The following is a 26,773-nucleotide window of genomic DNA, read 5'->3' on the forward strand; positions in this document are numbered from 1 at the left end:
CCCGCTCAGGCGACCGTCGCCGGATCGACGTTGGCGCCGCAGACGATGAGGCACACGCGCTGGCCCGGCTGCAGGTGCACCGCGCCGCTGTGCAGCGCGGCCAGCGGCAGCGCGGCAGCGGCCTCGACGGCCAGCTTCATCTCCGTCCACAGCCACTGCTGGGCGTCGCGGATGGCGGTCTCGGTCAGCAGCAGCGCTTCGGGCACGTGCTGTTGCGCGATCTGCCAGGCAATGTCGCCGATGCGGCGTGCGCCCAGCGAATCGGCGGCCAGGCCGCCCACGGCCACGTCGACCGGCTCACCCGCTTCGCGGGCGCGGTAGAGCGTGGGCGAGCCCTCGGGCTCCAGCGCGATCACGCGCGTGCGGTCCTCGAACCAGCCGGCCAGGCCGCCGACGAGGCCGCCGCCGCCCACGCTGACCAGCACGGCGTCGGGCACGCCGCCGGCCTGGGCCTCGATCTCGCGGCCCAGCGTGCCGGCACCGGCCACCACCTCGGGCTGGTCGTAGGCATGGGTGAGCAGCGCGCCGGTGGCTTGCTGGCGGGCCAGGCAGGCTTCGAGCGCATCGACGTACAGCTCGCCCACCACGTTGACCGTGGCGCCCAGGTCGCGCAGCTTCTGGCGCTTGGCCTCGGGCGAGACGCCGGGCAGGAAGACCTCGCAGGGCACGCCCAGGGCCCGCGCCGCGCCGGCCGTGGCGATGCCGGCATTGCCGCCGGAGGCGACGACCACGCCGGCCGCGGGGATGGGGTTGGCCAGCAGGCGGTTCATCATGCCGCGGGCCTTGAAGCTGCCGCCGGACTGCAGGTGCTCCAGCTTGAGCCAGACCTCGGCGCCGGGCGCCTCCAGGCCCAGGGCCGAGGCGGGCAGGCGCCACAGCGGCGTCTCGCGCACGAAGCCGCGGCCGTCCTGCTGCAGGCGGCGGGCGGCGGCTTCGATGTCGGCGCGCCAGCCCTGGGAATCGTGCGAAGAAGCGGTCGAGGTGGTCATGAAGGAAGGTCCAGAAGTGGCGCCGGCCGCATCGTGCGGCCGGCTGACCGGAGGCCTCGCGCAGCGCGCCTGGCGCTGGCCGGGGGCCGTCCGGGAAGGATCAGGAAATGTGCTGCGGCGGCGGCTGGTCGTCCAGCTTGAGGCCCTTGGGCAGCGGGAACTTGAGGTGCTCCTCCACGCCCGGCAGACTGCGCACCGACACGGCACCCAGCGCCTTGATGCGCTCGATGACCTCGGCCACCAGCACCTCGGGGGCCGACGCGCCAGCCGTCAGGCCCACGCGCGCGCGGCCCTCGAACCAGGCGGGCTGCAGCTCGGCGGCGGAATCGACCATGTAGGCCGTGGTGCCCAGCCGCTCGGCCAGCTCGCGCAGCCGGTTGCTGTTGGAGCTGGTGGGGCTGCCCACCACGATCACCACGTCGACCTGCGGCGACAGCAGCTTCACGGCATCCTGCCGGTTCTGCGTGGCGTAGCAGATGTCCTGCTGCTTGGGCTCGCGCACCTTGGGAAAGCGCGCGCGGACGGCGGCGGCGATCTCGGCGGCATCGTCCACGCTCAGCGTGGTCTGGGTGACGACGGCGAGCTTGTCGGTCTGCGCCGGCTGCACGCGGGCCACGTCGGCCACGTCTTCCACCAGGTGGATGCCGCTGGAGAGCTGGCCCATCGTGCCCTCGACCTCGGGATGCCCCTTGTGGCCGATCATGATGAACTCGTAGCCTTCCCTGGCCAGCTTGGCGACCTCGACGTGCACCTTGGTCACCAGCGGGCAGGTGGCGTCGAAGATCGAGAAGCCACGTGCGCGGGCCTCGTTCTCCACCGCCTTGCTCACGCCGTGCGCACTGAAGACCAGCGTCGCGCCGGGCGGCACCTCGTCGAGCTCCTCGATGAAGATCGCACCCTTGGCCTTGAGCTCGTTCACCACGTAGGTGTTGTGCACGATCTCGTGGCGCACGTAGATGGGCGCGCCGAACTTGGCGATGGCGCGCTCCACGATCTCGATGGCCCGGTCCACGCCGGCGCAGAAGCCGCGCGGCTCGGCCAGGATGATCTCGTTCAAGGCAGTGCCCGCCGTCATCACAGGACGCCGATCAGGCGCACCTCGAAGGTCACCGGCTGGCCCGCCAGCGGATGGTTGAAGTCGAACTGCACCGCGCTGTCCGACAGCGCGATGACCGCGCCGGCATAGCTGCCGGTGCCGTCGGGCGTGGGGAACTGCACCACGTCGCCGACGGCGTACTGCTCGTCCGGGTCGCCCAGCTGCGCGAGCAGCGTGCGCGCCACCCATTGCTGCATCTCCGGGTTGCGCTCGCCAAAGGCCTCGCCGGCCGGCAGGTCGAAGGTGGTGTGCGTGCCTTCGGCCAGGCCCAGCAGGCGCTGCTCGACGGCGGGCGACAGCTCGCCCGCGCCCAGCGACAGCGTGGCGGGCTTGTCGGTGAAGGTGTTGATGATGTCGCCGGCCGGGCCGGCCAGGCGGTAGTGCAGCGTGAGGAAGGAACCGGGCTGCACCACGGGAACCTGGGTGGGAGAAGACAAGGAAAGCCCCCGATAAACTGGCCCGCGATTTTAGAGGAGGGGTGTCGGGCCGCCGCGGCGTAGGGCCGCAGGCCGCACCACCGCCCAGGGAGGACACGCATGGCATTCCACGACCTGCCGGCCGATTCGCGGCCGCGGGAGAAGCTGCTCGCGCGCGGTGCCGCCGCGCTGAGCGACACCGAACTGCTCGCCCTGCTGCTGCGCACCGGCATCGCCGGCCGCCACGTGCTGCAGCTGGCGCAGGACGTGCTCGACGCCGTCGGCGGCATCGCCGGGCTGCTGGCCGCCGACGCCGAAGCCCTGCGCCGCGTGCGCGGCCTGGGCGGCACCGCCAAGCGGGCCGAACTGCTGGCGGTGATGGAGCTGGCCCGGCGCGCCATGGGCCAGCGGCTGGCCGAGCGGCCCGCCTTCGAGGCGCCCGAGGCCGTCGCCCAGTACCTGCAGCTGCACCTGGCCCACAAGGCGCACGAGGTCTTCGCCGTAATGTTCCTCGACACGCGGCTGCACCTGCTGGCCATGGAAGAGCTGTTCCGCGGCACGCTGTCGCAGACCAGCGTCTACCCGCGCGAGGTGGTGCAGCGCGCCCTGCACCATGGGGCGGCGGCGGTGATCCTGGCGCACAACCATCCCAGTGGCGACGTGCAGCCCTCGCGGGCGGACCTGCTGCTGACCGAATCGCTCAAGGCCGCGCTCGCGCTGCTCGACATGCGGGTGGTGGACCATGTGATCGTGGGGCCGGGGCGCTTCCATTCGATGGCGGCCCACGGCGAGCTGTAGACCACGGGCAGCCTGGAAGACGCGGACCTGGCGGCGGGCCATCAGGCGCCGGCGAGCGCGGCCGACTTCTGAGCGCAGGCTGACGGCCAGGCGGCCGTGGCCTCCCGGCTGCGGGTTTGCCCTGCCCCCGAGGTCCTGATTCGGCAAAGGACGTGGCCGTTCCAGGCAAGGCGTCGGCGCGGGCCGTTCCTAGACTGCCCCGGCACCCAGACGCCCCATGAGCCGCAGCCCTTTCCACTTCGACGACCAGCCGGTCGCACCCTCCACCGAGGTGCCCGGAGACAGCTTCGCGCCCGGCCTGCTGGCCGGCCGCACGGCGGTGGTGACCGGGGCCGGCACCGGCATCGGCGGCGCGACCGCGCTGCTGCTGGCCCGGCTGGGCGCCCGGGTCACGGCCTTCGGCGACCGCCGCGGCGGCGGCGCGGTGCCCGGCCACGCAGGCATCGAGACCCATGAACTCGACCCGAGCGACGACGACACCGTCGCCGCCCGGCTCGACGCCCTGCCCGGGCTGGACATGCTGGTCAACGCCGCCGGCATGAGCCTGGAGCGCGATGAATACGAGCGCGCCGCCTTCGCGCAGGTGATGGCGCACAACCTGGACGGCGCCATGCATGCCTGCACCCGCGCGCTGCCCGCGCTGGCGCAACGCCGTGGCGCCATCGTCAACGTAGCCTCCGTGCTGGGCCTGGCCGGAAGCGCCGACCGGCCCGCCTTCGCCGCCAGCCAGGGCGCGCTGATCCAGCTCACCCGCTCGCTGGCGCAGAACTACGCCCGCGTCGGCGTGCGGGTCAACGCCGTCGCGCCGGGCTGGATCCGCACGCCGCAGGCCGACGCCGTCCGCGGCGAAGGCGCCGCACGCCAGGCCATCGCCCGGCGCACCCCGCTGGGCCGTTGGGGCGAGGCCGACGAGGTCGCCGCCGTCGCCGTCTTCCTGTGCACGCCCGCCGCCCGCTACATGACCGGCGCCATCGTCCCCGTGGACGGTGGCTACCTGGCCGGCTGAGCCCATCGTTCCCTTCCTGTCGCACGTCACGTACCCCAAAACCACCGGAGACACGCCCCATGCACACCACGCCCGCTTCCCTTCGCCGCCGACGCCTCGTCCAGGGCCTCGCCGCCAGCCCCGTGCTGGGCCTGCCCGCGCTCGCCCGCGCGCAAGGCAAGCCGATCCGCATCGGCTACATCAGCCCGCTCACCGGCCCGCTGGCGCCCTTCGGCGAGACCGACAAGTACACCGTGGCGCGCATCCAGACGCTGCTCAAGGACGGGCTCACCATCAACGGCACGCGCCATCCGGTGGAGATCCTGGTGCGCGACAGCCAGTCCAACCCCAACAAGGCGGCCGAGCTGGCGGGCAACCTGATCCTCAACGAGAAGGTAGCGCTCATGCTGCCCGCCTCCACCACCGACGCCATCAACCCGGTGGCCGACCAGTGCGAGCTCAACGGCGTGCCCTGCCTGTCGAGCCAGGCGCCGTGGCAGAGCTTCGTTTTCCCGCGCGGCGGCTCGGCCGACAAGCCCTTCAAGTGGACCTACCACTTCTTCTGGGGCCTGGAGGACGTGCTGGCCACCTTCACCAGCATGTGGGCCCAGGTGCCCACCAACCGCAAGGTGGGCATGCTGTTCCCGCGCAATGCCGACGGCGAGGCCTGGGGCAACAAGGAATGGGGCCTGCCTCCGGCGGTGACCAAGGCCGGCTTCCAGACCGTCATTCCCAGTTCCTTCCAGCCGCTGACCAACGACTTCAGCGCGCAGATCGCCGAGTTCAAGAAGAACGGTGTGGAGATCGTCGGCGGCATCACCTACCCGGTGGACCTCAAGACCTTCATCACGCAGGCGCGCCAGCAGCAGTTCAAGCCCAAGGTGGTCACGGTGGCCGCGGCGCTGCTGTTCCCCTCGGGCGTCGAATCGATGGGCGACCTGGGCAACGGCATGAGCACCGAGGTGTGGTGGACGCCGGCCTTCCCCTTCAAGTCCTCGCTGACCGGCGAGACCGGCCAGAAGCTGGCCGCCGATTGGGAAGCCGAGATGAAGAAGCAGTGGACCCAGCCGCTGGGCTACGCCCATGCGCTGTGGGAAGTGGCGCTGGACGCCCTCAAGCGCGCCAAGGACCCGACCAGCCGCGAGGCCATCCGCCAGGCCATCATCGAGACCGACCTGACCACCATGGCCGGCCCGATCAGGTTCAAGGGCGGGCCCACGCCCAACATCTGCAAGACGCCCATCGTGGGCGGCCAGTGGGTGCGCGGCCAGAAGTACCGCTACGACCTGAAGATCGTGGACAACGTCAGCGGCAAGCTGGTGCCCGTCGAGGGCAAGCTGCAGCCCATCCAGGCCTGACGCGATGGCCGAGGCGGTGCTCTTCCAGGCCCGGGGCCTGGCCAAGTCCTTCGGCGCGGTGCGCGTCGTGCAGGGGCTGGACTTCGACGTGCGCGCCGGCGAGGTGCTGGGCGTGCTCGGCCCCAACGGCGCGGGCAAGACCACGCTGTTCAACCTCGTCAGCGGCGACGTCGCGCCCGATGCCGGGCAGATGACGTTCGACGGCCGGCCGCTGGGCCAGGAGCCGCCCTTCCAGCGCTGCCGCCTGGGCATCGGCCGCACCTACCAGGTGCCGCGGCCCTACGGCGGCATGACGGTGTTCGAGAACCTGCTGGTGGCTGCGCTGTTCGGCGGCCGCCAGCCCGAGGCCGCGGCGCAGGCGCGCTGCGCCCGCATCCTGGACGAATGCGGCCTGGCCGCCCGCGCCAACCAACTGGCCGGCGGCCTGCCGCTGCTGGACCGCAAACGGCTGGAGCTGGCCCGCGCCCTGGCCAGCGGCCCGCGCCTGCTGCTGCTGGACGAGATCGCCGGTGGCCTGACGGACGAGGAGTCGAAGCAGCTGGTGGCCCTGGTGCGGCAGATCCGCGACGGCGGCGTCACCGTGGTCTGGATCGAGCACGTGCTGCATGCGCTGATGGCCGTGGCCGACCGGCTGATGGTGCTGAACTTCGGCCAGAAGATCGCCGAGGGCGCACCGGCCGAGGTGATGGCCAGCGCCGAGGTGCAGCGCGTCTACATGGGGCTGGAGGTGCAGGCATGAGCGCACCCCTGCTGTCGACCCATGGCCTGCAGGCGCGCTACGGCGACTTCCAGGCCCTCTTCGGCATCGACTTCCACGTCGCCGCCGGCGAGGTGGTGGCCCTGATCGGTGCCAATGGCGCGGGCAAGTCCACCCTGCTGCGCAGCCTGACCGGCCTGCTGCCCGTGGCCCGGCCCATGGTGCAGCTGGGCGGCGAGGCCATCGGCGGCCTGCCGGCGCACGAGATCGTGCGCCGCGGCCTGGCCATGGTGCCGGAAGGCCGGCGCCTGTTCACCGGCATGTCGGTGGAGGACAACCTGCGCGTCGCCATCGACCAGGCCAAGACTCTCGCCCTGCGTGCCGCGGCCGATGCCTGGACGCTGGAACGGCTCTACGCCCTGTTCCCCATCCTGCGCGACAAGCGCCGCACGCCGGTCGAGTCGCTGTCGGGCGGGCAGCAGCAGATGGTGGCCATCGGCCGCGCCCTGCTGCTGCAGCCGCGCGTGCTGCTGTGCGACGAGTTGTCGCTGGGCCTGGCGCCGAAGGTGGTGCGCGAGATCCATGCCGCGCTGCCGCAGATCACCGCTGCCGGCACCGCCATCGTGCTGGTCGAGCAGGACGTGGGCCTGGCCCAGCACAGCTCGCAGCGCCTGTACTGCATGCTCGAAGGCCGCATCACGCTGCAGGGCGCGTCGGCCGCCGTCACGCGCGAGGCCATCGCGCAGGCCTATTTCGGAGGAAGCCACCATGCCATGGCTTGACGCACTGGTGCAGGGCCTGCTGCTGGGCGGCATGTACGCCCAGTACGCCCTGGGCATGGCGCTGATGTTCGGCGTCATGCGCATCGTCAACACCGCCCACGGCGACCTGGTGGTGCTGCTGGCGCTGCTGGGCATCAGCGCCGCGGGCGCGCTTGCCCTGGGTCCGTCGATGGTGCTGGCGCTGCTGGTCCCCATCGCGCTGGCGCTGGGCTGGCTGCTGCAGCGGCTGGTGCTCAACAAGGTGCTGGGCAACGACCCGCTGCCCTCGCTGATCGCCACCTACGGCCTGTCGATCGCGCTGCAGAACCTGATGCTGGCCGTGTGGTCCGCCGACAACCGCAGCCTGTCCGGCGGCGGGCTGGAGGCCGAGAGCCTGGCCATCGGCCCGCTGTACGTGGGCCTGCTGCCGGTGCTGATCTTCCTGGCGGCGCTGGCCATGAGCGCGGGCCTGGACCTGACGCTGCGCCGCACCGCCTTCGGCCGCGCGCTGCGCGCCGCCTCGGCCGACCCCGAAGCGGCCTCGATCACCGGCGTCAACCCGCGCCGCGTCTATGCGCTGGCGACCGCCCTGGCGGTAGGCATGCTGGGCGTGGCGGCGGTGTGCCAGTCGCTGCGCGCCACGGTGTCGCCCACCGACGGGCCGGCCCAGCTGATTTATGCCTTCGAGGCCGTGATCATCGGCGGCATGGGCTCCATCTGGGGCGCCTTCGCCGGCGCCATGGTGCTGGGCGTGGCCCAGGCCATCGGCTTCCGCATCGATGCCGGCTGGGGCGTGCTGGCCGGGCACCTGGTGTTCCTGGCCATGCTGGCTCTCCGTCCCCAGGGGCTGACCGCGCGGCGGGCCTGAGGTTCGCACGCCGCATCTGCTGTCGCATCCGCCGCACCTCCCCGCCCCGCCATGACCTCTTCCGATGCCGCCGCCATGAGCGCCACCCTGCCGACCTCCTCCACCGCCGCCGCGGCCCTGCCGCCCGCCGCGCCGCCTGCCGTCACCGTGCAGCGCCACAGCCGCTCCAGCCGCGTCGCCACGCCGCTGGCGCTGGCGGCCGTGGTGGCCATCTACGCCATGCCCTGGTGGGCCGACGGCGGGCTGATCCGCTCGGTGGTCGAGCTGGCCTGCTACATCGCCCTGGCCCAGATGTGGAACCTGCTGGCGGGCTATGCCGGCCTGGTGTCCGTGGGCCAGCAGGCCTTCGTCGGCGTGGCCGGCTACGCCATGTTCGTGCTGGCCAACAAGTTCGGCGTCGACCCCTTCCTGGCCGCCGGCCTGTGCGTGGTCGCGCCGATGCTGCTGGCCGTGCCGGCCTACGGCCTGCTGCACCGGCTGGACGGGCCCTACTTCGCCATCGGCACCTGGGTGGTGGCGGAGGCCTGTCGCCTCTTCGTCTCCACGCAGGACTACGTGGGCTCCGGCTCGGGCATGACGCTGCGCGCCATGGCCGCCTACAGCCCCGAAGCGCGCGAGCTGGGCGCCGCCTGGCTGGCCGCCACGCTGCTGCTGCTGACCGTTGGCGGCAGCGTGCTGCTGATGCGCTCGCGCTTCGGCCTGGCGCTCACGGCCATGCGCGACAACCCGGTCGCGGCGGCCAGCCAGGGCGTGAACGTGGGGCGCCTGCGCTTCCTGGTCTACGTGGCGGCGGCGGCCGGCACCGGCCTGGCGGGCGCGGTGTACTACCTGAGCGCCCTGCGCATCTCGCCCGCCGCCGGCTTCGATCCCAACTGGTCGTCGATCTGCATCTTCATCGTCATGGTGGGCGGCATCGGCACCATCGAAGGACCGCTGGTCGGCGCGCTGCTGTACTTCGCGGCCGACCGGCTGTTCGGCCAGTACGGCACGCCCTACATGGTGGTGCTGGGCCTGCTGACCCTGCTGGTGGCCCTGTATGCCCGCCAGGGGCTGTGGGGCCTGTGGAGCCGGCGCGTGGACGCGCCCTGGTTCGCCCTGCGCCGCCGGCTGGCGGGGCCGGGCTGAGCCGGCACCACCCCTACTTCCCTTTCCTTCTTCCCGCATCCACGACACGGAGACACATCCATGAGCACCGTCATCACGCCCCGCCCCGGCCTCATCGCCCTGCCGCCCGAGCCGCACCAGGCCATCGTCGACGAATTCGGCCTGGAGGGCGGCTTCGTCGGCCCCGGCGAGCAGGACTCGCCCTGGGTGCCCTTCGGCGACAGCGCCGCCATCCGCCACCTGTCCTTCGACGTGCGCAGCGGCGCCGTGGCCAACATCCTGTGGGTCAAGGGCGGCGGGCGCATCGGCACGCACCGCCATCGCGGCGCCGTCTCGGCCATCACGCTGGAAGGCAGCTGGGGCTACTACGAGTACGACTGGGTGGCCACGCCCGGCAGCTTCGTCTACGAGACCCCCGGCACCGCCCACACGCTGTACTCCGACGATCCCAAGGGCATGAAAGCCATGTTCTGGATCAACGGCGCCATCGAGTTCTTCGACGATGCCGGCCAGCTGACCGACACCTTCGACGTGTTCTGGTTCATCAACCACTACGTGTCGCACTGCCGCGCCAACGGCCTGCCGATCAACCAGAGCCTCTTCGTCTGACGCCATGGCCCGCAGCCTGCAAGAGATGTTCGACGTGCGCGGGCGTGCCTGCGTCGTCACGGGCGCCGCCAGTGGCATCGGCCTGGCCTATGCCGAGGCCATGGCCGAGCAGGGCGCGCGCGTCAGCCTGTTCGACCTGAACCGCGAGCGGCTCGACGCCGCCGTGGCGCGCCTGCATGCCGACGGCGCCGACGTGCGCGCCGAGGTGGTGGACGTGACCGACCGACCGGCGATGTACGCCGCCTTCGAGCGCAGCGCTGAAGCCCACGGCGGGCTGGACGTGCTGTTCGCCAACGCCGGCATCGACGCCGGCCCCGGCTTCCTCACGCCCGAGCACGAGCGCAACCCCGAAGGCGCCCTCGAAGGCCTGGACGAGCGCCACTGGGACGCCGTCATTTCCACCAACCTGGGCTCGGTATTCACCAGCCTGCGCGCCGCCGCCCGGCTGATGAAGCCGCGCGGCAAGGGCAGCATCGTCGTGACCACCTCCAACGTGGCCATCATCAACGAGGCCATCGTCGGCACGCCCTACATGCCGGCCAAGGCCGGCGCGGCTTCGCTGGTGCGGCAGGCGGCGATGGAGCTGGCGCGCTACGGCATCCGTGTGAACGCCATCGCGCCCGGGCCCTTCGCCACCAACATCGCGGGCGGCCGGCTGCGCAACCCCGCCGACCGCGCCGCCTTCGAAGTGCGCGTGCCCATGCACCGCGTGGCCGACACCGAGGAGATCAAGCCGCTGGCGCTGTACCTGGCGTCGGACGCCTCGTCCTTCGTCACCGGCGCGCAGATCGTCATCGACGGCGGCCAGATGCTCGGACGCACGGACTGACCATGAAGGCCGCGATCTTCGAGGCGCTGAACCGCCCGCTGCGCGTCACCGAGGTGGACGACCCGGTGCCCGAGCGCAACCAGCTGCTGCTCAAGGTCTGCCGCTGCGGCATCTGCGGCAGCGACCTGCACATCACGCAGGACCCGGTGTTCGGAGCCCGCGCTGGCGACGTGCTGGGCCACGAGATCTCGGGCGAGGTGCTGGAGGTCGGCCCCGAGGTGCAGGGCCTGCGCCCCGGCGACCTGGTGAGCGTCGCGCCGCTGGCCGGCTGCGGCCAGTGCGACGCCTGCCGGCGCGGCGAGCCGGCCTGGTGCAGCCAGTTCCGCCTGACCATGGGCGGCTATGCGCAGTACGCCGCGCTGCTGCCGCAGCAGTGCCGCAAGCTGCCGGCGGACGTCTCGCTGGCCGACGCCGCGCTGGCCGAGCCCCTGGCGGTCGCGCTGCATGGCGTGCAGCGCGCCGGCCTGCAGCCGGGGCAGCGCGTGGCGGTGGTGGGCGCCGGCGCCATCGGCCTGGCCGTGGCCTACTGGGCCCGCCGGCTGGGCGCCACCGGCGTCGCCGTGCTCGACCTGCTGGACCACCAGCGCGAGCGCGCGCTGGACCTGGGCGCCACCGCCTTCCTGGCCACGGCCGGCATGGACGCCGCCGAGCAATCCGCGCGCCTCGATGAAGCGCTGGGCGGGCCGCCGGACACCGTCTTCGAATGCGTGGGCCGACCCGGGCTGATCGACCACTGCATCGGCCTGGTGCGCCCACGCGGCACCGTGGCCGTGCTGGGCCTGTGCACGGCGCCAGACCATTTCGATGCCTTCCGCGCCATCTCGAAGGAGGTGCAGATCGCGATGTCGGTCTTCTTCGGCATGCCCGAGTTCGAGCGCACGCTCGATGCGCTGAACGCCGGCCAGGCTGCGCCGCTGGCCCTGGTGTCCGGCACCGTCGGCCTGGATGCGATGCCCGAGGCCTTCGAGGCCCTGCGCGTGCGCAGCGGGCAGTGCAAGGTGCTGGTCGATCCCTTCGGCTGAGGCTCGCCGGCCCAGTCGCAGGAGGTCGGCGGAACGTTCAGTGCGCCGGCCGGCCCGCCAGTTCGCTCGGCGTCATGCCGTAGCGCTGCTTGAACACGCGCGAGAAATGCGCGTGGTTGCTGAAGCCGCAGCGATACGCCGTCTCGGCGATGGTGAGCCGCCGCGCCTGCCGATCCTGCAGCAGGCGGTGGGCGCGCTCCAGGCGGCGCTGCAGGATGTGGTCAGCCACCGAGGTGTCCTGCGCCGCGAACAGCCGGCGCAGGTGGCGCTCGGAGATGCCCACGTGCGCCGCCACGTCGTGGGCCGTCAGGCCCTCCTCGTCCAGGTGCGCCTCGATGTACTCGCGCGCCGCCAGCAGGTGGCCCGCGCTCATGGCCGACAGCGGCAGCGGCCCCGCGGCCTGGCCCATCACGGCGCCCAGCAGCTCGCACACCGCCTCATCGAAGGCGGGGGCGGGGGCGCCGGTGCCGCGCGCGGGCGCGTCGCCCATCGCATCCAGCAGCAGCCGCTGCAGCGCCTGACGGTAGAGCCGGCTCGCGCCATCGGCCTCGTCCAGCTGCAGCGGATGGCTCATGTCCTCGCGGCCGAAGCGGGCACGGAACAGCTCGGCCGGAATGTCGAGATGCAGGATGTCGAAGCCAGGCGCGCCGCCCAGCAGGTAGGGATAGCGGGCGTCGTAGACCATCAGCCCGCCGGCGGCCAGCTTGGCCGCATGGCCGCGCTGGTAGGCGAACACGCCGCCGGCCAGCACCAGGTTCATGAAGATGGATTCGCGCGGAAAGGCCCGGATCGACTCCGGCGTGCGCTCGATCACATGCGCATTGGCGCGGGTGCGGCCGATGCGCAGCGAACCGGCCTCCACGCAGATCTGCTGGGCCAGCAGGCCTTCATCGGCATGCGGCGAGCAGCGGAAGCTGACCAGCTGCTCGCGGCAGCGCTCTTCCCAGTAACGCACGCGCTCCTCGGGCGGCACGGGCACGGTGTCGATGAAGCACCGGTGTTCGGGAAAGGCATGCATCCGGGCGATTGAAGCAGATCACCCCTGGCGCGCGGTCGGGACTTCCCCCGAGACCGGCGACCCGGCCGGGGCCCATGCGACACTGCCCCGATGCCCACGAAGACCCCGGCCCTCAAGAGCCTGGCCGACCTCAAGCAGGTGCAGCGCCAGCTGGCCGAGGACCGCGCGCGCGAGGCGGCCGAGGCCCTGCGCCTGAAGCAGCAGGAAGAGCAGCGCCTGGCGCGCCAGAACTTCTTCGCCCGCGCCATCGGCGCCGACACCGGCGCCACCAAGCCGCTCAGGCACAAGCCCGTGGTGATGCTGTCCAAGGAGAAGCCGGCGCCGGTGGCCACCCAGTTCCACCTGGACGAGGCCAGGGCGCTGCGCGAGGCGATCAGCGACGAGTTCGACGTCACCACGCTGCTGGACGCCGACGACCAGATGAGCTTCCGCCGCCCCGGCGTGGGCCTGGACGTGACGCGCCGGCTGCGCGCCGGCGACTGGTCGATCCAGCGCCAGCTGGACCTGCACGGCCTGCGCAGCGACGAGGCGCGCGAGGCGCTCGGCGGCTTCATCCGCGAGGCCCACCGCCACGGCGTGCGCTGCGTGCGCGTGGTGCACGGCAAGGGCCTGGGCTCGCCGGGCAAGCAACCGGTGCTCAAGACCAAGGCGCAGCGCTGGCTGATCCAGAAGAAGGAAGTGCTGGCCTTCGTGCAGGCCAAGCCGGCCGAGGGCGGCGCCGGCGCGCTGGTGGTGCTGCTGGCGCCCGTCGGGCGCTGAACCAGGGGGGCGCGCTCAGGCGCCCTTGTTGCGCATCCAGTCCGCGGTCTGGAAGAAGGAGTCGCGCAGCCGCGTGCGCAGCGCCTCGGGCACGCCGGTCTCGGCCATGGCCTGGTCCATGCAGGCCAGCCACTGGTCGCGTTCCTTGATGCCGATGGGAAAGGGCAGGTGCCGCGCCCGCAGCCGCGGATGGCCGAAACGCTCGGTGTAGTGCTGCGGCCCACCCATCCAGCCGGTGAGGAACCACGCGAGCCGCTGGCGCGCGTTGTCCAGGCTGGGGCCGTGGGCGGCGCGCAGCTCGGCGTACTTCGGCTCCAGTTCCATCAGGTCGTAGAAGCGCTCGACCATGGCGCGGATCTTGTCTTCGCCGCCGATCCATTCGAAGGGCGTGTCGTGGGGCGGCTTGTCCTGAATCTGCATGGGGCGATTGTCCCGCGCGGGCAGCGGCCCCGCAGTGCGCGGGCCGCTTCGACCGGACAGGCTCGTGGGCGGCGGCTACTCCGCCGCCTGCCGCAGCGTGGCCGCCACCGGCCGGCGCAGCACCTCGCGCAGGCTCCACCAGCCCGCACCCAGGGCCAGCAGTGCACCGACGATGGCGCCGCCCAGCGGCACCAGGGGCGAGGCGGTCCAGCGGAAGTCGAACACCCAGCGCGCCAGCGCCCAGCCGATGGCCGAGGCCACGATGCTCGCCAGCAGGCCGGCCAGCAGTCCCGTGCCGGCCAGCTCCGCGCGCTGCACCTGGCGCAGCAGCGCCGCGCGGGCGCCCAGCGCGCGCATGACGGCGAACTCGCGCGCGCGCTCCTCGCGCGTCGCACTGACGGCCGCGAACAGCACCACCAGGCCGGCAGCGAGGGTGAAGCCGAACAGGAACTCCACGGCGCGGATCACCTGGTCCAGCACGCGCTGCACCTGGGCGATGGTGCTGCTCATGTCGACGTTGGTGATGTTGGGAAACTGGCGCACCAGCGTGTTGTCGAAGCCCGGCCGGTCCGGCGCGCGGAAGGCCGCCAGGTAGGTCACGGGCACCTCGGCCGGCATGGCGGCCAGCGGGTACATGACGAAGAAGTTCGCATGCAGCGAGCCCCAGTCCACCTTGCGGGTGGAGGTGATGCGGCCTTCGCTCGCCACGCCGCCGATGTCGAAGCGCAGCCGGTCGCCGAGCTTCAGGCCCAGGGTCTCCATGAGGCCCTCCTCCACGCTCACCGCATCGGCTTTGCCGGTGGTCCACGCACCCTGCACGATGCCGTTGTGGGCCGGCCGCTCGGCCGCATTGCTGAGGTTGAACTCGCGGTCCACCAGGCGCTTGGCGCGGTCCTCGGTGTAGTCGTCGGGGTTGACCGGCTTGCCATTGATGGCCACCAGCCGGCCACGGAACATGGGATACCAGTCGTACTGCGCCACGCCGCCCTGGCGCAGCGCGTCCTGGAAGGACTGCGCCTGGTCGGGCATCACGTTGATGACGAAGCGGTTGGGCGCATCGGGCGGCGTGGCCTGGCGCCAGCTGTCGACCAGGTCGGTGCGCAGCAGCACCAGCAGCATCAGCGCCAGCAGGCCCACGGCCAGGCTGCTGACCTGCAGCACCGCATACACCGGCCGCGCCGACACCTGCCGCGTGGCCAGCACCAGCCAGCGCGGCGCGCTGCCCTCGCGCACCACGCGGCGCAGCAGCAGCACCGCCAGCCAGGCCAGCACGGCGAACACCGCCACGGCGCCGGCGAAGCCGCCGACGGCGATCAGGCCCAGCGTGAGGTCGCTGCTGGCGGCCAGCAGCAGGGCCGCGAAGCCGGCCACGCCCAGGCCGAGCACCGCCGCCGACGCCGGCCGCAGCCCGCCCAGTTCGCGGCGGATGACGCGCAGCGGCGGCACCTGCGCCAGTTGCAGCACCGGCGGCAGGCCGAAGGCGAAGAGCAGCGTGAGCCCCATGCCCACGCCGAACAGCGCCGGCCAGACCGTGGCCGCGGGCAGGTCGCCGTCGACCAGGCCGGCCAGCAGGCGCACGAACACATGGTGCACCGCATAGCCGATGGCCACGCCCGCCAGGCTGGCGCCCAGGCCGATGACGCCGAATTCGACCGCATAGGCACCGGCGATGGTGCGCTGGCGCTGGCCCAGCACCCGCAGCATGGCGGCGCCATCCAGGTGCCGGGCCGCGAAGCCGCGCGCCGCCAGCGCCACGGCCACGGCCGACAGCAGCGCGGCCAGCAGGGCCACCAGATTCAGGAATTTCTCGGCCCGGTCCAGCGTCTGGCGCATCTCGGGCCGGCCGCTGTCCAGCGACTCCAGCCGTGCGCCGCGCAGCTCACCGGCGTCCAGGCGCTGCTGCACCTGGTCCGAGAAGCGCTTGACTGAGGGCGCCTCGCCCGCCACCGCCAGCCGGTAGCGCACGCGGCTGGCCGGCTGCACGAGGGCGGTGCGGGCCACGTCGGCCTGGTTCATCATGACCCGGGGCGCGAAGTTGAGGAAGCCGGCGCCACGGTCGGGCTCGATCACCAGCACGCGGCGGATCGTCAGGGCGGCATCGCCCAGCAGCAGGCTGTCGCCCACCTTCAGGTCCAGGGCTTCGAGCAGGCTGGCATCGACCCATACGTCGCCGGGGGCCGGCACGTCGCGGGTGGCGGCATCCGGCGCGCCGGCGGCATCGGCCACGCGCAGGCTGCCGCGCAACGGATAGCCCGCGGCCACCGCCTTGAGCGCGACCAGCCGGCTGGCGCCGCCGCGGTCGTCGGGCGCGCGAGCCATGGTGGGGAAGTCGTAGGTCATGGCCGACTGCAGGCCCTGACCATGCGCGGCATCCACCTGCGCCTGCGGCGGCGGGTTGTCGGTGACCAGCACCGCGTCGCCGCCCAGCAGTTGCCGGGCATCGCGCGCCAGGCCGCCCTTGAGGCGGTCGGCGAAGAAGCCCACCGCCGTGAGCGCCGCCACGGCGAGCAAGACGGCCACGATCAGCAGGCGCAATTCGCCGGCACGCAAGTCGCGGCGCAGCGTGCGCCAGCCAAGGGAGAAAGCGTCGTTCATAGCAGGGGCGCACGATAGCCCAGGGACCGCCCCGACCGGCAATGCAGGGCCATCCGCAAGGGCATTGGACGGGCATGCGGGCCGGATCAAAGGGATTACCCGCTGCCGCCCCGCCAATGGCGGCGGCCATCATGGGCGGGCGGACGCGGCCTCCTCCGACGCGTGCGCGGGGGAAGGGCTGCCTAGGATCGGCGCCCACGGCCCACCCCCATTCCAGGAGAACCACGATGACCCCGCTGCTGCGATCCGCCCTCGCCCTCACCGCCCTGGCCACCGCCGCCGGGCTGCTGGCCGGCTGCGACCCCAAGCCCAAGGCCGAGGCCGCCGCGCCCGCACCCGCCGCAGCGGCCCCGGCCGCAACATCCTCCGCTGCCAGTGGGACACCCGAGGGCATCACCCCGGCGCCCTCGCATGCGGGCGTAGACTCCGGCGCCCATAAAGGACCGGCCGAGGGCAGCTCGGCCATCGGCGGCGTCGCGGCCGGCCAGGCCGCCGGCGGCCACACCGTCGATGGCCCGACGCCCGCGCCCTCCGCCGGCGACGGCGCCGCCCCGAAGAACTGAGCCCACCCGGTCCGGGCCGCCCCACAGGATTTCCACGAAAGACGCGCTCCCACGCGACCCACGATGAAGCCCACGAGACACGTGTCATTGCAGGAGGTTCGGTCATGGACATGAACCGCCGCCATTTCTTCCGCGTCAGCGGCGCCGGCCTGGTCGGCTCCAGCCTGGTGGCGCTGGGCTTCTCGCCCACCGCCGCACTGGCCGAGACGCGCCAGTTCAAGCTGGCCCGCACCACGGAGACGCGCCAGACCTGCACCTACTGCTCCGTGGGCTGTGGCCTTCTGATGTATAGCCTGGGCGACAAGGCCAAGAACGTGAAGGCCTCCATCCTTCACATCGAGGGCGACCCGGACCATCCCGTCAACCGCGGCACGCTGTGCCCCAAGGGTGCCGGCCTGCTCGACTTCGTCCACAGCCCCAACCGGCTGAAGTACCCCGAGGTGCGCGAGCCCGGCAGCACCGAATGGAAGCGCGTGAGCTGGGACGAAGCCTTCGGCCGCATCGCCAAGCTGCTCAAGGCCGACCGCGACGCCAACTTCCAGGCCACCAACGCCGCGGGCCAGGTGGTCAACCGCTGGACCTCGTCGGGCATGCTGTGTGCCTCGGCCTCCTCCAACGAAACCGGCTATCTCACGCACAAGGCATTCCGCTCGCTCGGAATGCTCGTCTTCGACAACCAGGCCCGCGTTTGACACGGACCGACGGTGGCCAGTCTGGCCCCGACGTTCGGCCGCGGTGCGATGACCAACCATTGGCAGGACATCCAGAACGCTGATCTGGTCCTGATCATGGGCGGCAATGCCGCAGAAGCGCATCCGTGCGGCTTCAAATGGGTCATCGAGGCCAAGAAGCACAACAAGGCACGCCTCGTCGTGGTGGACCCGCGCTTCACGCGCTCGGCCGCCGTGGCGGACTACTACGCGCCCATCCGCGCGGGGTCGGACATCGCCTTCCTGGGCGGCGTCGTGAACTACCTGCTGAGCCAGGACAAGATCCAGACCGAGTACGTCCGCAACTACACCAACGCCCCCTTCATCGTGGGCCCGGACTACAAGTTCGAGGACGGCATCTTCAGCGGCTACAACGCCGAGAAGCGCAGCTACGACAACAAGAGCTGGGGCTACGCGCTCGACGAGCAGGGCCATGCGAAGGTCGACATGACCATGCAGGACCCGAACTGCGTGCTGCAGGTCATGAAGCGCCACTATTCGCGCTACACGCCCGAGATGGTCAGCCGCATCACGGGCACGCCCCAGGACAAGTTCCTGAAGGTCTGCGAGTACATCGCCAGCACCAGCGTGCCCGGCCGCACCATGACCATCATGTATGCGCTGGGCTGGACGCAGCACAGCCAGGGCTCGCAGATCATCCGCACCGGCGCCATCGTGCAGCTGCTGCTGGGCAACATCGGCGCCCCTGGCGGCGGCATGAACGCACTGCGCGGCCACAGCAACATCCAGGGCCTGACCGACCTGGGCCTGCTGTCGAACTCGCTGCCCGGCTACCTCTCGCTGGCGCGCGACACCGAGCAGACGCTGGACGACTACTACCGCCCGCGCGCCCTCAAGCCGCTGCGTCCCAACCAGATGAGCTACTGGCAGAACTACCCCAAGTTCTTCGTCAGCATGCAGAAGGCCTGGTTCGGCAAGGCGGCCACGGCCGAGAACGACTGGGCCTTCCACTACCTGCCCAAGATCGACAAGCTCTACGACGTGCTCCAGGCCTTCGAGCTGATGGACCAGGGCAAGCTCAACGGCTACATCTGCCAGGGCTTCAACCCCGTCGGCTCCTTCCCGGACAAGCACAAGATCGTGCGCAGCCTGTCCAAGCTCAAGTTCCTGGTCACCATCGATCCGCTGATGACCGAGACCAGCGAGTTCTGGCGCAATTTCGGCGAGCACAACGACGTCGATCCCAAGCAGATCCAGACCACGGTGTTCCGCCTGCCGTCGACCTGCTTCGCGGAGGAGAACGGCTCGGTTACCAACTCCAGCCGCTGGCTGCAGTGGCACTGGAAGGGCGCCGAGCCCCCGGGCGAGGCCCTGCCCGACACCGAGATCGTGGGCGAGCTGTTCACGCGGCTGCGCGCGGCCTATGCCAAGGAGGGCGGCGCCTTCCCGGACCCGATCCTCAACCTGGCCTGGAACTACAAGATTCCGACCTCGCCGTCGCCCGAAGAGCTGGCGATGGAATACAACGGCAAGGCCCTGGCCGACGTCACCGATCCCAAGGACCCGACCAAGGTGCTGGCCAAGGCCGGCGAGCAGCTGGCGGGCTTCGGCCTGCTGCGCGACGACGGCACCACGGCCAGCGGCTGCTGGATCTATGCCGGCGCCTGGACCCAGGCCGGCAACCAGATGGGCCGCCGCGGCAACGCCGACCCCTACGGCATCGGCATGGTGCAGGACTGGGCCTGGGCCTGGCCGGCCAACCGGCGCATCCTGTACAACGCCGCCTCCACCGACCCCAAGACCGGCAAGCCCTGGATCGCGAAGCGGCCGCTGGTGTTCTGGGACGGCGCCAAGTGGACCGGCCCGGACGTGCCGGACATCCGCCCCGACGCCAACCCGGCCGACCCGGATGCGGTGCGCCCCTTCATCATGACCGCCGAAGGCGTGGCGCGCCTGTTCGCGCCCACCGGCATGGCCGAAGGGCCGCTGCCGGAGCACTACGAGCCCTTCGAGTCGCCGCTGCCCAACAACCCGCTGCACCCCAACAACAAGGTGGCGCGGGCCAACCCGGCGGCGCGCATCTTCAAGGGCGACCTGGAGCGCCTGGGCGTGCCCAAGGACTTCCCGTACGTGGCCACCAGCTACCGCCTGACGGAGCACTTCCACTACTGGACGAAGAACGTACAGACCTCGGCCATCATCCAGCCGCAGCAGTTCGTGGAGATCAGCGATGTGCTGGCGAAGGAAAAGGGCATCGCCAACGGCGACTGGGTCAAGGTGTCGAGCAAGCGCGGCTTCATCAAGGCCGTCGCGGTGGTCTCCAAGCGCATCTCGGTGCTGCAGGTGGACGGCAGGACGGTGCATACCGTCGGCCTGCCGAACCACTGGGGATTCGTGGGCGTGGCCAAGCCGGGTTACCTGGTGAACACGCTGACGCCGTTCGTGGGGGATGCGAACACGCAGACGCCCGAATACAAGTCCTTCACCGTGAACATCGAAAAAGCCTAGGGAAGGAGCGCATCCATGTCTTCACTCCAATCCCTGGACATCGCCAAGCGCTCGGCCACCACGGTGCAGCCGCCCGTGGTGCGCCACCAGCCGCAGGTGCAGCCGGTGGCCAAGCTGATCGACGTGTCGGCCTGCATCGGCTGCAAGGCCTGCCAGGTGGCCTGCATGCAGTGGAACGATCTGCGCGACGAGGTCGGCACCAACCACGGCACCTACGACAACCCGATGGACCTCACGCCGTCGTCCTGGACGGTGATGCGCTTCTCGGAAGTCGAGCCCGAAGAGGGCAAGCTGGAATGGCTGATCCGCAAGGACGGCTGCATGCACTGCGAGGACCCGGGCTGCCTCAAGGCCTGCCCGGCGCCCGGCGCCATCGTCAAGTACAGCAACGGCATCGTCGATTTCATCAGCGAGCATTGCGTGGGCTGCGGCAATTGCGTCACGGGCTGCCCCTTCAATGTGCCGCGCATCAACAAGGCGGACAACCGGGCCTACAAGTGCTCGCTGTGCTCCGACCGCGTGGGCGTGGGCCTGGAGCCAGCCTGCGCCAAGGTCTGCCCCACCGGCGCCATCCAGTTCGGCACCAAGGAGGACATGCACGAGTACGCCGCCGAGCGCCTCGTCGACCTCAAGGAGCGCGGCTATGCCAATGCCGGCGTCTACGACCCGCAGGGTGTGGGCGGCACGCACGTCATGTACGTGCTGCAGCATGCCGACCGGCCCGAGCTCTACCACGGCCTGCCCAAGGATCCGACGATCAGCCCGCTGGTCTCGCTCTGGAAGGGCATCGCCAAGCCGCTGGGCCTGCTGGCCATGGCCGGCGCGGTGATCGGCGGCTTCTTCCACTACATGAAGGTGGGGCCGGTCGAAGCCAAGGACGACCAGGACGCCGATGGCGTGCCCGATGACCACGAGGTCGTCGTGATCGAGAAGCCCGCCGCAGACCGCCGTGAAGGAGCCCAGCCATGAGCCGTGTCTACCTGCGCCGCTACAAGAACGGCACGCGGATGAACCACTGGTTCATCGTCCTCATGTTCTTCTGCGCCGCCCTCTCGGGCCTGGCCTTCTTCCACCCGGCGCTGTTCCCGCTGACCAACCTGTTCGGCGGCGGGCAGTGGACGCGCATCCTGCACCCCTTCATGGGCCTCTTGATGGTGCTCGGCTTCGTCTTCATGTTCTTCGGCCTCTGGCGCGAGAACCTGATCGACCGCAACGACGTGGAATGGATGAAGCGCTCGGGCCAGATGCTGGCCGGCCACAAGGAGCACATGCCGCCGGTGGGCAAGTACAACGCCGGCCAGAAGCTGGTGTTCTGGGTCATGGCGGTGTCGCTGCTGGTGCTGCTGGCGACGGGCTTCCTGTTCTGGAGCCCATGGTTCGTGCACTATTTCCCGATCACGCTGCGGCGCATCGCGGTGGTGCTGCATGCGGCCTCGGCCGTGTTCCTGGTGCTGGCGGTGATCATGCACGTGTACGCCGCCATCTGGGTCAAGGGCACCATGCGCGCCATGACCCGCGGCACCGTCACCGAAGGCTGGGCGCGGCTCAACCACCCGGTGTGGCACCGCGAGATGACCGGGCGCGACTGAGCGCCCGACCTTCCCTGCCCCGGCGCTGATGCGCCATCCGGCCCCACGGCACCTTTGGTCCGTGGGGTTCGTTATTTGTCCGGCCGCCTCGGGATACCCCTGGCATGCGCCCAGACACCGCCTTGCTCTAGCATTCGCCCCCGATGACCGAACCCAGCCACCCCGCCGCCTTCTTCGCCAGCACGCGGGTGCTCGAGCCCGAGCAGATCGCGATGCAGGCCGGCCAGCGGGTGCCCTTTTTGCGCCTGCCGCGGCGCGCCACCGTGTTCGCCGACCGCGGCCTGCGCCTGCGCCAGCTGGCCGCCGGCCATCCGATGCGCGACTACCTGCTCTTCGTGGCCGACATCGCGCAGGCCCAGCACGAGGCCCTGCAGCACCATCCCGACGTCCACCTGCCCGACCTGGCCGCCATCGACGCCGCCTCGCAGGCGCTGCGTCCGCCCCTGCCGGCCGACCTGTGGCCGCGCGACCCGGCCTGGCGCGCCGTGCTGCGCCAGGTGCTGACGCCGCTGCGCACGCGCCTGCCCGAGGGCCCCGCGCGCGCCGGCGTGCAGCGCGTGCTCGATGCCGACAGCGACTGGCTGGAGCGTCAGGCCACGCTGCTCACGCAGGGCATCATGTTCGGCCTGGACCTGGGCACCGCGCCGCTGGTGGCGGCTGGGCTGCAGGTCTACTTCACCCACCTCGCCATCGCCACGGCCGACGAGCATGGCCCGCTGCGCGCCTTCGGCGTCACCGAGCCGCTCACCCGCTGCCCCTGCTGCGGCAGCGCGCCCACCGCGGGCGTGATCCGCATCGGCGCCGAGGATGCCGGGGTGCGCTACCTGCACTGCGCGCTGTGCAGCACGCAATGGCACTACGTGCGCGTCAAATGCGCACACTGCGAGAGCACCAAGGGCATCCACTACCAGTCGCTGGAGCCCGAGGGCGCCGCCGCACCCGAGCGGCCGGTGGGCCTCAAGCCCGGCGCGGTGCGCGCCGAATGCTGCGACGAATGCGGCCACTACCTCAAGCTGGTGGCCATGGACCGTGACCCCGAGGTCGAGCCCATCGCCGACGACCTGGCCAGCCTGCCGCTGGACCTGCTGGTGGCCGAGGCCGGCCATCAACGCATCGGCCACAACCTGATGCTGCTCTTCGGCGATCCCGAGCCCGAGCCCGTGGGCGCCACACCCGACGACGGCGGGGGCGGCTGATGGCCCTGCCCGACGAGTCCGTGGTCCACGGCTCCAAGGCAAGTCCCCAGGATCTGCCCGCCGTCGACCGGCTGCTGCGTGCGCCGGACACGCAATCCCTGATCGCCGCCCACGGCCACACGCTGGTGGCCGGCGAGGCGCGCGCCCTGCTCGACGCGCTGCGCCCGCGCGCCGTCGCCGGCCAGTTGCCGCTGGCGGACGTGCAGCCTGAAGCGATGCAGGCCGCGCTCCTTGAGCGCGTGCAGGCCCGCCTCGCGCCGCGCATGCAGCGGGTGCTCAACCTCACCGGCACCGTCATCCACACCAACCTCGGCCGCGCCCTGCTGGCCGACGAGGCCCTCGCGCACCTGCTGCGGCTGATGGCCGGCCCCAACAACCTGGAATACGACCTCGCCACCGGCGGCCGCGGCGACCGCGACTCGGTGGTCGAGGAACTGCTGACCACGCTCACCGGCGCCGAGGCCGCCACCGTGGTCAACAACAACGCCGCCGCCGTGCTGCTGACCCTGGGCGCCATGGCGCGCGACCGCGAGGTCATCGTCTCCCGCGGCGAGCTGGTGGAGATCGGCGGCGCCTTCCGCATGCCCGACGTCATGGCCTCGGCCGGCGCGCACATGGTGGAGGTGGGCACCACCAACCGCACCCATCCGCGCGACTACGAAGAGGCCATCACCGAACGCACCGCGCTGCTGCTGAAGGTGCACACCAGCAACTACGCGGTGCAGGGCTTCACCGCGTCGGTGGACGAATCGGTGCTGGCCGGCATCGCCCATGCGCGCGGCCTGCCCGTGGCCACCGACCTGGGCAGCGGCTCGCTGGTGGACCTGGCCGCCTACGGCCTGCCGCGCGAGCCGCTGCCGCAGGAAAAACTGGCGGCCGGCTGCGACGTGGTCACCTTCTCCGGCGACAAGCTGCTGGGCGGCCCGCAGGCCGGCCTGATCGTGGGCAGCAAGGAAGCCGTGGGCCGCATCCGCAAGTTCCCCATGAAGCGCGCCCTGCGCATGAGCAAGCTGCCGCTGGCGGCGCTGGAGGCCACGCTGAGGCTCTACCTGCGCCCCGAACGCCTGGCGCAGGACCTGCCCACGCTGCGCCTGCTCACCCGCCCGCTGGAGGCCATCCAGGCCACCGCCCGCGCCGTGCACGGCCCGCTGGCCGAGGCCGTGGCGCCGCGCTTCACGGTCGAGCCCGTCGCGCTGCAGGGCCAGATCGGCAGCGGCTCGCTGCCGGTGGAGCGCCTGCCCTCCGCCGGCCTGGCGCTCGCACCCGCCGGCATCACCAGGAAGGGCATCGGCCGTGCGCTCGACCAGCTGGCGCAGGCACTGCGGCAACTGCCCCTGCCCGTCATCGGCCGCATCGCCGACGACCGCCTGCTGCTGGACCTGCGCTGCCTGGAAGACGCCGCCGACCTGCTCGGCCAACTGCCGCACCTGCGCGAGCGCCTCGCATGATCATCGGCACCGCCGGCCACATCGACCACGGCAAGACCACGCTGGTGCGCGCCCTCACCGGCGTGGACACCGACCGCCTGCCGGAGGAAAAGCGCCGCGGCATCTCCATCGAACTGGGCTATGCCTACCTGCAGGCCGGCGACGCGTCGCTGGGCTTCGTCGACGTGCCCGGCCACGAGCGCCTGCTGCACACCATGCTGGCCGGCGCCACCGGCATCGACCACGCCCTGCTGGTGGTGGCCGCCGACGACGGCGTGATGCCGCAGACCCGCGAGCACCTGGCCGTGGTCGCGCTGCTCGGCCTGGACCGCGGCAGCGTGGCCCTGACCAAAGTCGACCGCATCGACGCCGCCGAGCGCGAGGCGCGCATCGCCCAGCTGCGCACCGAGATCGCCGACCTGCTCGCGGCCACACCGCTGGCCGGGGCGCCCGTGTTCCCGCTCTCCGCCCAGACCGGCGAGGGGGTGGATGCCCTGCGCCAGCACCTGCTGCAGGCCGCCGGCGAGGTGCGCGGCCATGACGCCACGCTCGCCTTCCGCCTGGCCGCCGACCGCGCCTTCACCCTGGCCGGTGTCGGCACCGTGGCCACCGGCAGCGTCCATGCCGGCACCGCCCGCATCGGCGACGAACTGCGCCTGGTGCCCGGCGAACGCAGCGCGCGCCTGCGCGGCATCCATGCCCAGAACATTCCGGCCGACGAAGCGCGCGCCGGCCAGCGCTGCGCCCTGGCCCTGGCGGGCCTGGCCAAGGAGGACGTGCGCCGCGGCGACTGGCTGTGCGATCCGGCCATCGCCCTTGCGACCACGCGCATCGACGTGCAGCTCACGCTGTGGCCCGGCGAAGGACAGGCGCTGCGCTCGGGCGTGCCGGTGCACGTGCACCTGGGCGCCAGCGACGTGATGGCCTCGGTCGCCCTGCTCGACCGCGACAGCCTGGCGCCCGGCGACACCGCCCTGGCCCAGCTGGTGCTGCGCGAGCCCGTGGCCGCCTGGCATGGCGACCGCGGCGTGCTGCGCGATGCCAGCGCCACGCGCACCGTGGCCGGCGTGCGCGTGCTGGACCCGTATGCGCCGGTGCGCTACCGCCGCACGCCCCAGCGCCTGGCCGAACTGGCGGCCTGGGCCCTGCCCGACCGTGCCGCCCTGCTCGACGGCCTGCTGCAGGCCGCGCCCCTGGGTCTGGACGCCGCACGCCTTGCGCGCGCCCTCGCCCTGCCCGGCCCCGACGCGCTGGCGCCCTTGCCGGCCGATGCGCTGCGCATCGACGGCATGCTGATCGCCCGCCGCCACCTGGAAACGCTGAAGGCGCAGGTCGTCGAACGCCTGCGCGCCTTCCACGAGGCCCAGCCCGCCGAGATCGGCCCCGACGCGCGCCGGCTTCGCCGCCTGGCTGGCCCGCGCACCGACGACGGCCTGTGGCGCGTGCTGGTCGAGTCGCTGGTGGCGGATGGCCGCCTGATGCGCAGCGCCCACTGGCTGCACCTGCCCGACCATGCAGCCCGCCTCAACGCCGCCGAGGAGAAGCTCGCACAGCAGTTGCTGCCCAGGCTCGCCGACGGCGGCTTCGACCCGCCCTGGGTGCGCGAACTGGCCAAGGACCTGGCCGCCAGCGAGGCCATGGTGCGCCAGACCCTGGCCAGCCTGGCCCGCCGCGGCGCGGCCTTCCAGGTGGTCAAAGACCTGTACTATCCGCTGCCCACCGTCGAGCGCCTGGCGGCCCTGGCCCGCGACTGCATCGACGGCCCGGACGGCCTGCAGGCCGCGAGCTTCCGCGACGCCACCGGCCTCGGCCGCAAGCGCGCGATCCAGATCCTGGAGTTCTTCGACCGCGTGGGCTACACGCGGCGCGTCAAGGACACGCACCTGCTGCGGCCGGACACGGCGATGTTCGGGGGGCGGGGCGCATGAGGGCCCGTGCAACGCCGGCCACGAAGGTGGCAGGGTTGGCGCCGCAGGCGGCCGGGCAGCGGCGGGGCTGCGCAAGACAACATTCCATGGGCGCCGCGCAGCGGTCGCCCATTCGGAGGGGAAACGTCCCTGGTGGGGCGGCCGGGCTTCAAACCCGGTGGGTGGCGCCACGCGTCGCTGGGAGGGTTCGACTCCCTCTCCCCTCCGCCCTTTCGGGGGCATCCGCCTGCTGCGCGGGTCGATCTTGCACCTGCGATGCTCGCCGTACCCATGTACGGCTGCGCTTCTCGGCGCAACCTCGGCCCGCTCGCGACGGCGGCTGTCCCCCCAAAGGCGTAGCGGAAGCAGGTTTGCGGCAAGTCCAAGGCGGGGAAGAGAGGCGCACTTCCTCCCTCTACCTCTGGGAGAGGGTTGGGGTGAGGGCCTGGGCAGTAATGACCATGCGGGGCATCCGCCGCCGCCAGCCCCTCACCCAACCTCTCCCCAGCGGGGAGAGGAGCCAGACAGCCGACGCAACACAAGGCCGCGCCCGGCGGGCAATCCCGAAGGGGAGCCCGTCCCACGCAC

The 26,773-nt window shown here is 71.8% G+C and carries 24 protein-coding genes and 1 tRNA gene; 19 read left to right on the forward strand and 6 right to left on the reverse strand.

Features of this window, described 5'->3' with window-relative positions:
• Positions 1-5: 5 nt before the first annotated feature.
• From NS331_RS01570 to NS331_RS01580, 3 genes are all read right to left on the reverse strand, one after another.
• The gene (locus tag NS331_RS01570; RefSeq protein ID WP_058640269.1) at positions 6-989 is read right to left on the reverse strand and encodes a threonine/serine dehydratase; all 984 of its coding nucleotides are present in this window, start codon (positions 987-989) and stop codon (positions 6-8) included.
• A 100-nt stretch (positions 990-1,089) separates the two neighbouring features.
• Positions 1,090-2,064, reverse strand: a complete 975-nt coding sequence (ispH, locus tag NS331_RS01575) for a 4-hydroxy-3-methylbut-2-enyl diphosphate reductase (protein ID WP_058640270.1) — start codon at positions 2,062-2,064, stop codon at positions 1,090-1,092.
• A complete protein-coding gene (locus NS331_RS01580) occupies positions 2,064-2,522 on the reverse strand; it encodes an FKBP-type peptidyl-prolyl cis-trans isomerase (RefSeq protein WP_058640271.1) in 459 nt (152 codons plus the stop codon). The genes ispH and NS331_RS01580 overlap by 1 nt, the downstream gene beginning before the upstream one ends.
• A 99-nt stretch (positions 2,523-2,621) precedes the next feature.
• Between NS331_RS01580 and radC the strand changes: the two genes are divergently transcribed.
• From radC to NS331_RS01630, 10 genes are all read left to right on the forward strand, one after another.
• Complete coding sequence (radC, locus tag NS331_RS01585; protein ID WP_058640272.1) at positions 2,622-3,299, forward strand: RadC family protein; 678 nt, start codon at positions 2,622-2,624, stop codon at positions 3,297-3,299.
• Positions 3,300-3,516: 217 nt separating this feature from the next.
• A complete protein-coding gene (locus NS331_RS01590; protein ID WP_082702186.1) occupies positions 3,517-4,305 on the forward strand; it encodes an SDR family NAD(P)-dependent oxidoreductase in 789 nt (262 codons plus the stop codon).
• Between the two features lie 59 nt (positions 4,306-4,364).
• Entirely contained in the window at positions 4,365-5,642 is a 1,278-nt protein-coding gene (locus NS331_RS01595; protein WP_058640273.1) for an ABC transporter substrate-binding protein, read from the forward strand.
• A 4-nt stretch (positions 5,643-5,646) separates the two neighbouring features.
• Entirely contained in the window at positions 5,647-6,381 is a 735-nt protein-coding gene (locus NS331_RS01600; RefSeq protein ID WP_058640274.1) for an ABC transporter ATP-binding protein, read from the forward strand.
• Entirely contained in the window at positions 6,378-7,121 is a 744-nt protein-coding gene (locus NS331_RS01605; RefSeq protein ID WP_058640275.1) for an ABC transporter ATP-binding protein, read from the forward strand. The genes NS331_RS01600 and NS331_RS01605 overlap by 4 nt, the downstream gene beginning before the upstream one ends.
• A complete protein-coding gene (locus NS331_RS01610; protein ID WP_058640276.1) occupies positions 7,108-7,968 on the forward strand; it encodes a branched-chain amino acid ABC transporter permease in 861 nt (286 codons plus the stop codon). The genes NS331_RS01605 and NS331_RS01610 overlap by 14 nt, the downstream gene beginning before the upstream one ends.
• A gap of 51 nt (positions 7,969-8,019) precedes the next feature.
• Positions 8,020-9,093, forward strand: a complete 1,074-nt coding sequence (locus NS331_RS01615; protein WP_206597306.1) for a branched-chain amino acid ABC transporter permease — start codon at positions 8,020-8,022, stop codon at positions 9,091-9,093.
• Positions 9,094-9,153: 60 nt separating this feature from the next.
• Complete coding sequence (locus NS331_RS01620; RefSeq protein WP_058640278.1) at positions 9,154-9,681, forward strand: 2,4'-dihydroxyacetophenone dioxygenase family protein; 528 nt, start codon at positions 9,154-9,156, stop codon at positions 9,679-9,681.
• 4 nt (positions 9,682-9,685) lie between these two features.
• The gene (locus NS331_RS01625; protein WP_058640279.1) at positions 9,686-10,510 is read left to right on the forward strand and encodes an SDR family NAD(P)-dependent oxidoreductase; all 825 of its coding nucleotides are present in this window, start codon (positions 9,686-9,688) and stop codon (positions 10,508-10,510) included.
• A 2-nt stretch (positions 10,511-10,512) separates the two neighbouring features.
• On the forward strand, positions 10,513-11,532 hold the full coding sequence (locus NS331_RS01630) for a zinc-dependent alcohol dehydrogenase (RefSeq protein ID WP_058640280.1): 1,020 nt from the start codon (positions 10,513-10,515) through the stop codon (positions 11,530-11,532).
• A gap of 37 nt (positions 11,533-11,569) precedes the next feature.
• Here NS331_RS01630 and NS331_RS01635 read toward each other — a convergent pair whose 3' ends face one another.
• Positions 11,570-12,550, reverse strand: coding sequence for a helix-turn-helix domain-containing protein (locus NS331_RS01635; RefSeq protein ID WP_058640281.1), 981 nt, complete (start codon positions 12,548-12,550; stop codon positions 11,570-11,572).
• Between the two features lie 90 nt (positions 12,551-12,640).
• Here NS331_RS01635 and NS331_RS01640 point away from each other — a divergent pair, with 90 nt between their 5' ends.
• Entirely contained in the window at positions 12,641-13,309 is a 669-nt protein-coding gene (locus NS331_RS01640) for a Smr/MutS family protein (RefSeq protein ID WP_058640282.1), read from the forward strand.
• Positions 13,310-13,324: 15 nt separating this feature from the next.
• Here the strand turns inward: NS331_RS01640 and NS331_RS01645 are convergent, their stop codons facing one another.
• Together NS331_RS01645 and NS331_RS01650 are read right to left on the reverse strand one after the other, a co-directional pair.
• The gene (locus NS331_RS01645; protein ID WP_058640283.1) at positions 13,325-13,729 is read right to left on the reverse strand and encodes a group II truncated hemoglobin; all 405 of its coding nucleotides are present in this window, start codon (positions 13,727-13,729) and stop codon (positions 13,325-13,327) included.
• Positions 13,730-13,804: 75 nt separating this feature from the next.
• Positions 13,805-16,324 carry an ABC transporter permease gene (locus NS331_RS01650; protein WP_058640284.1) on the reverse strand — a complete coding sequence of 840 codons (2,520 nt, stop codon included), beginning with the start codon at positions 16,322-16,324 and terminating at the stop codon, positions 13,805-13,807.
• A gap of 227 nt (positions 16,325-16,551) precedes the next feature.
• Here NS331_RS01650 and NS331_RS01655 point away from each other — a divergent pair, with 227 nt between their 5' ends.
• The 8 genes from NS331_RS01655 to NS331_RS01695 all read left to right on the forward strand — a co-directional run bounded on the left by NS331_RS01655 (position 16,552) and on the right by NS331_RS01695 (position 26,413).
• Positions 16,552-16,887 carry a hypothetical protein gene (locus NS331_RS01655; protein WP_058640285.1) on the forward strand — a complete coding sequence of 112 codons (336 nt, stop codon included), beginning with the start codon at positions 16,552-16,554 and terminating at the stop codon, positions 16,885-16,887.
• A 104-nt stretch (positions 16,888-16,991) separates the two neighbouring features.
• Positions 16,992-20,066, forward strand: a complete 3,075-nt coding sequence (fdnG, locus tag NS331_RS01665; protein WP_153012703.1) for a formate dehydrogenase-N subunit alpha — start codon at positions 16,992-16,994, stop codon at positions 20,064-20,066.
• A gap of 15 nt (positions 20,067-20,081) precedes the next feature.
• Entirely contained in the window at positions 20,082-21,035 is a 954-nt protein-coding gene (gene fdxH, locus NS331_RS01670) for a formate dehydrogenase subunit beta (protein ID WP_058640288.1), read from the forward strand.
• The gene (locus NS331_RS01675; protein WP_058640289.1) at positions 21,032-21,655 is read left to right on the forward strand and encodes a formate dehydrogenase subunit gamma; all 624 of its coding nucleotides are present in this window, start codon (positions 21,032-21,034) and stop codon (positions 21,653-21,655) included. The genes fdxH and NS331_RS01675 overlap by 4 nt, the downstream gene beginning before the upstream one ends.
• 143 nt (positions 21,656-21,798) lie before the next feature.
• Positions 21,799-22,851, forward strand: coding sequence for a formate dehydrogenase accessory protein FdhE (gene fdhE / locus NS331_RS01680; RefSeq protein WP_058640290.1), 1,053 nt, complete (start codon positions 21,799-21,801; stop codon positions 22,849-22,851).
• Complete coding sequence (gene selA / locus NS331_RS01685; RefSeq protein ID WP_058640291.1) at positions 22,851-24,299, forward strand: L-seryl-tRNA(Sec) selenium transferase; 1,449 nt, start codon at positions 22,851-22,853, stop codon at positions 24,297-24,299. The genes fdhE and selA overlap by 1 nt, the downstream gene beginning before the upstream one ends.
• Positions 24,296-26,206 (forward strand): selenocysteine-specific translation elongation factor, encoded by a 1,911-nt coding sequence (selB, locus tag NS331_RS01690; RefSeq protein ID WP_058640292.1) that lies wholly within the window; start codon positions 24,296-24,298, stop codon positions 26,204-26,206. Before selA ends, selB begins: the two co-directional genes overlap by 4 nt.
• 114 nt (positions 26,207-26,320) lie before the next feature.
• Positions 26,321-26,413: transfer RNA gene (locus NS331_RS01695), tRNA-Sec, on the forward strand.
• Positions 26,414-26,773: the final 360 nt, after the last annotated feature.

The organism is Pseudacidovorax intermedius (assembly GCF_001476815.1).
In the GTDB taxonomy this organism is placed as follows: Bacteria; Pseudomonadota; Gammaproteobacteria; order Burkholderiales; family Burkholderiaceae_C; genus Xenophilus; species Xenophilus intermedius_A.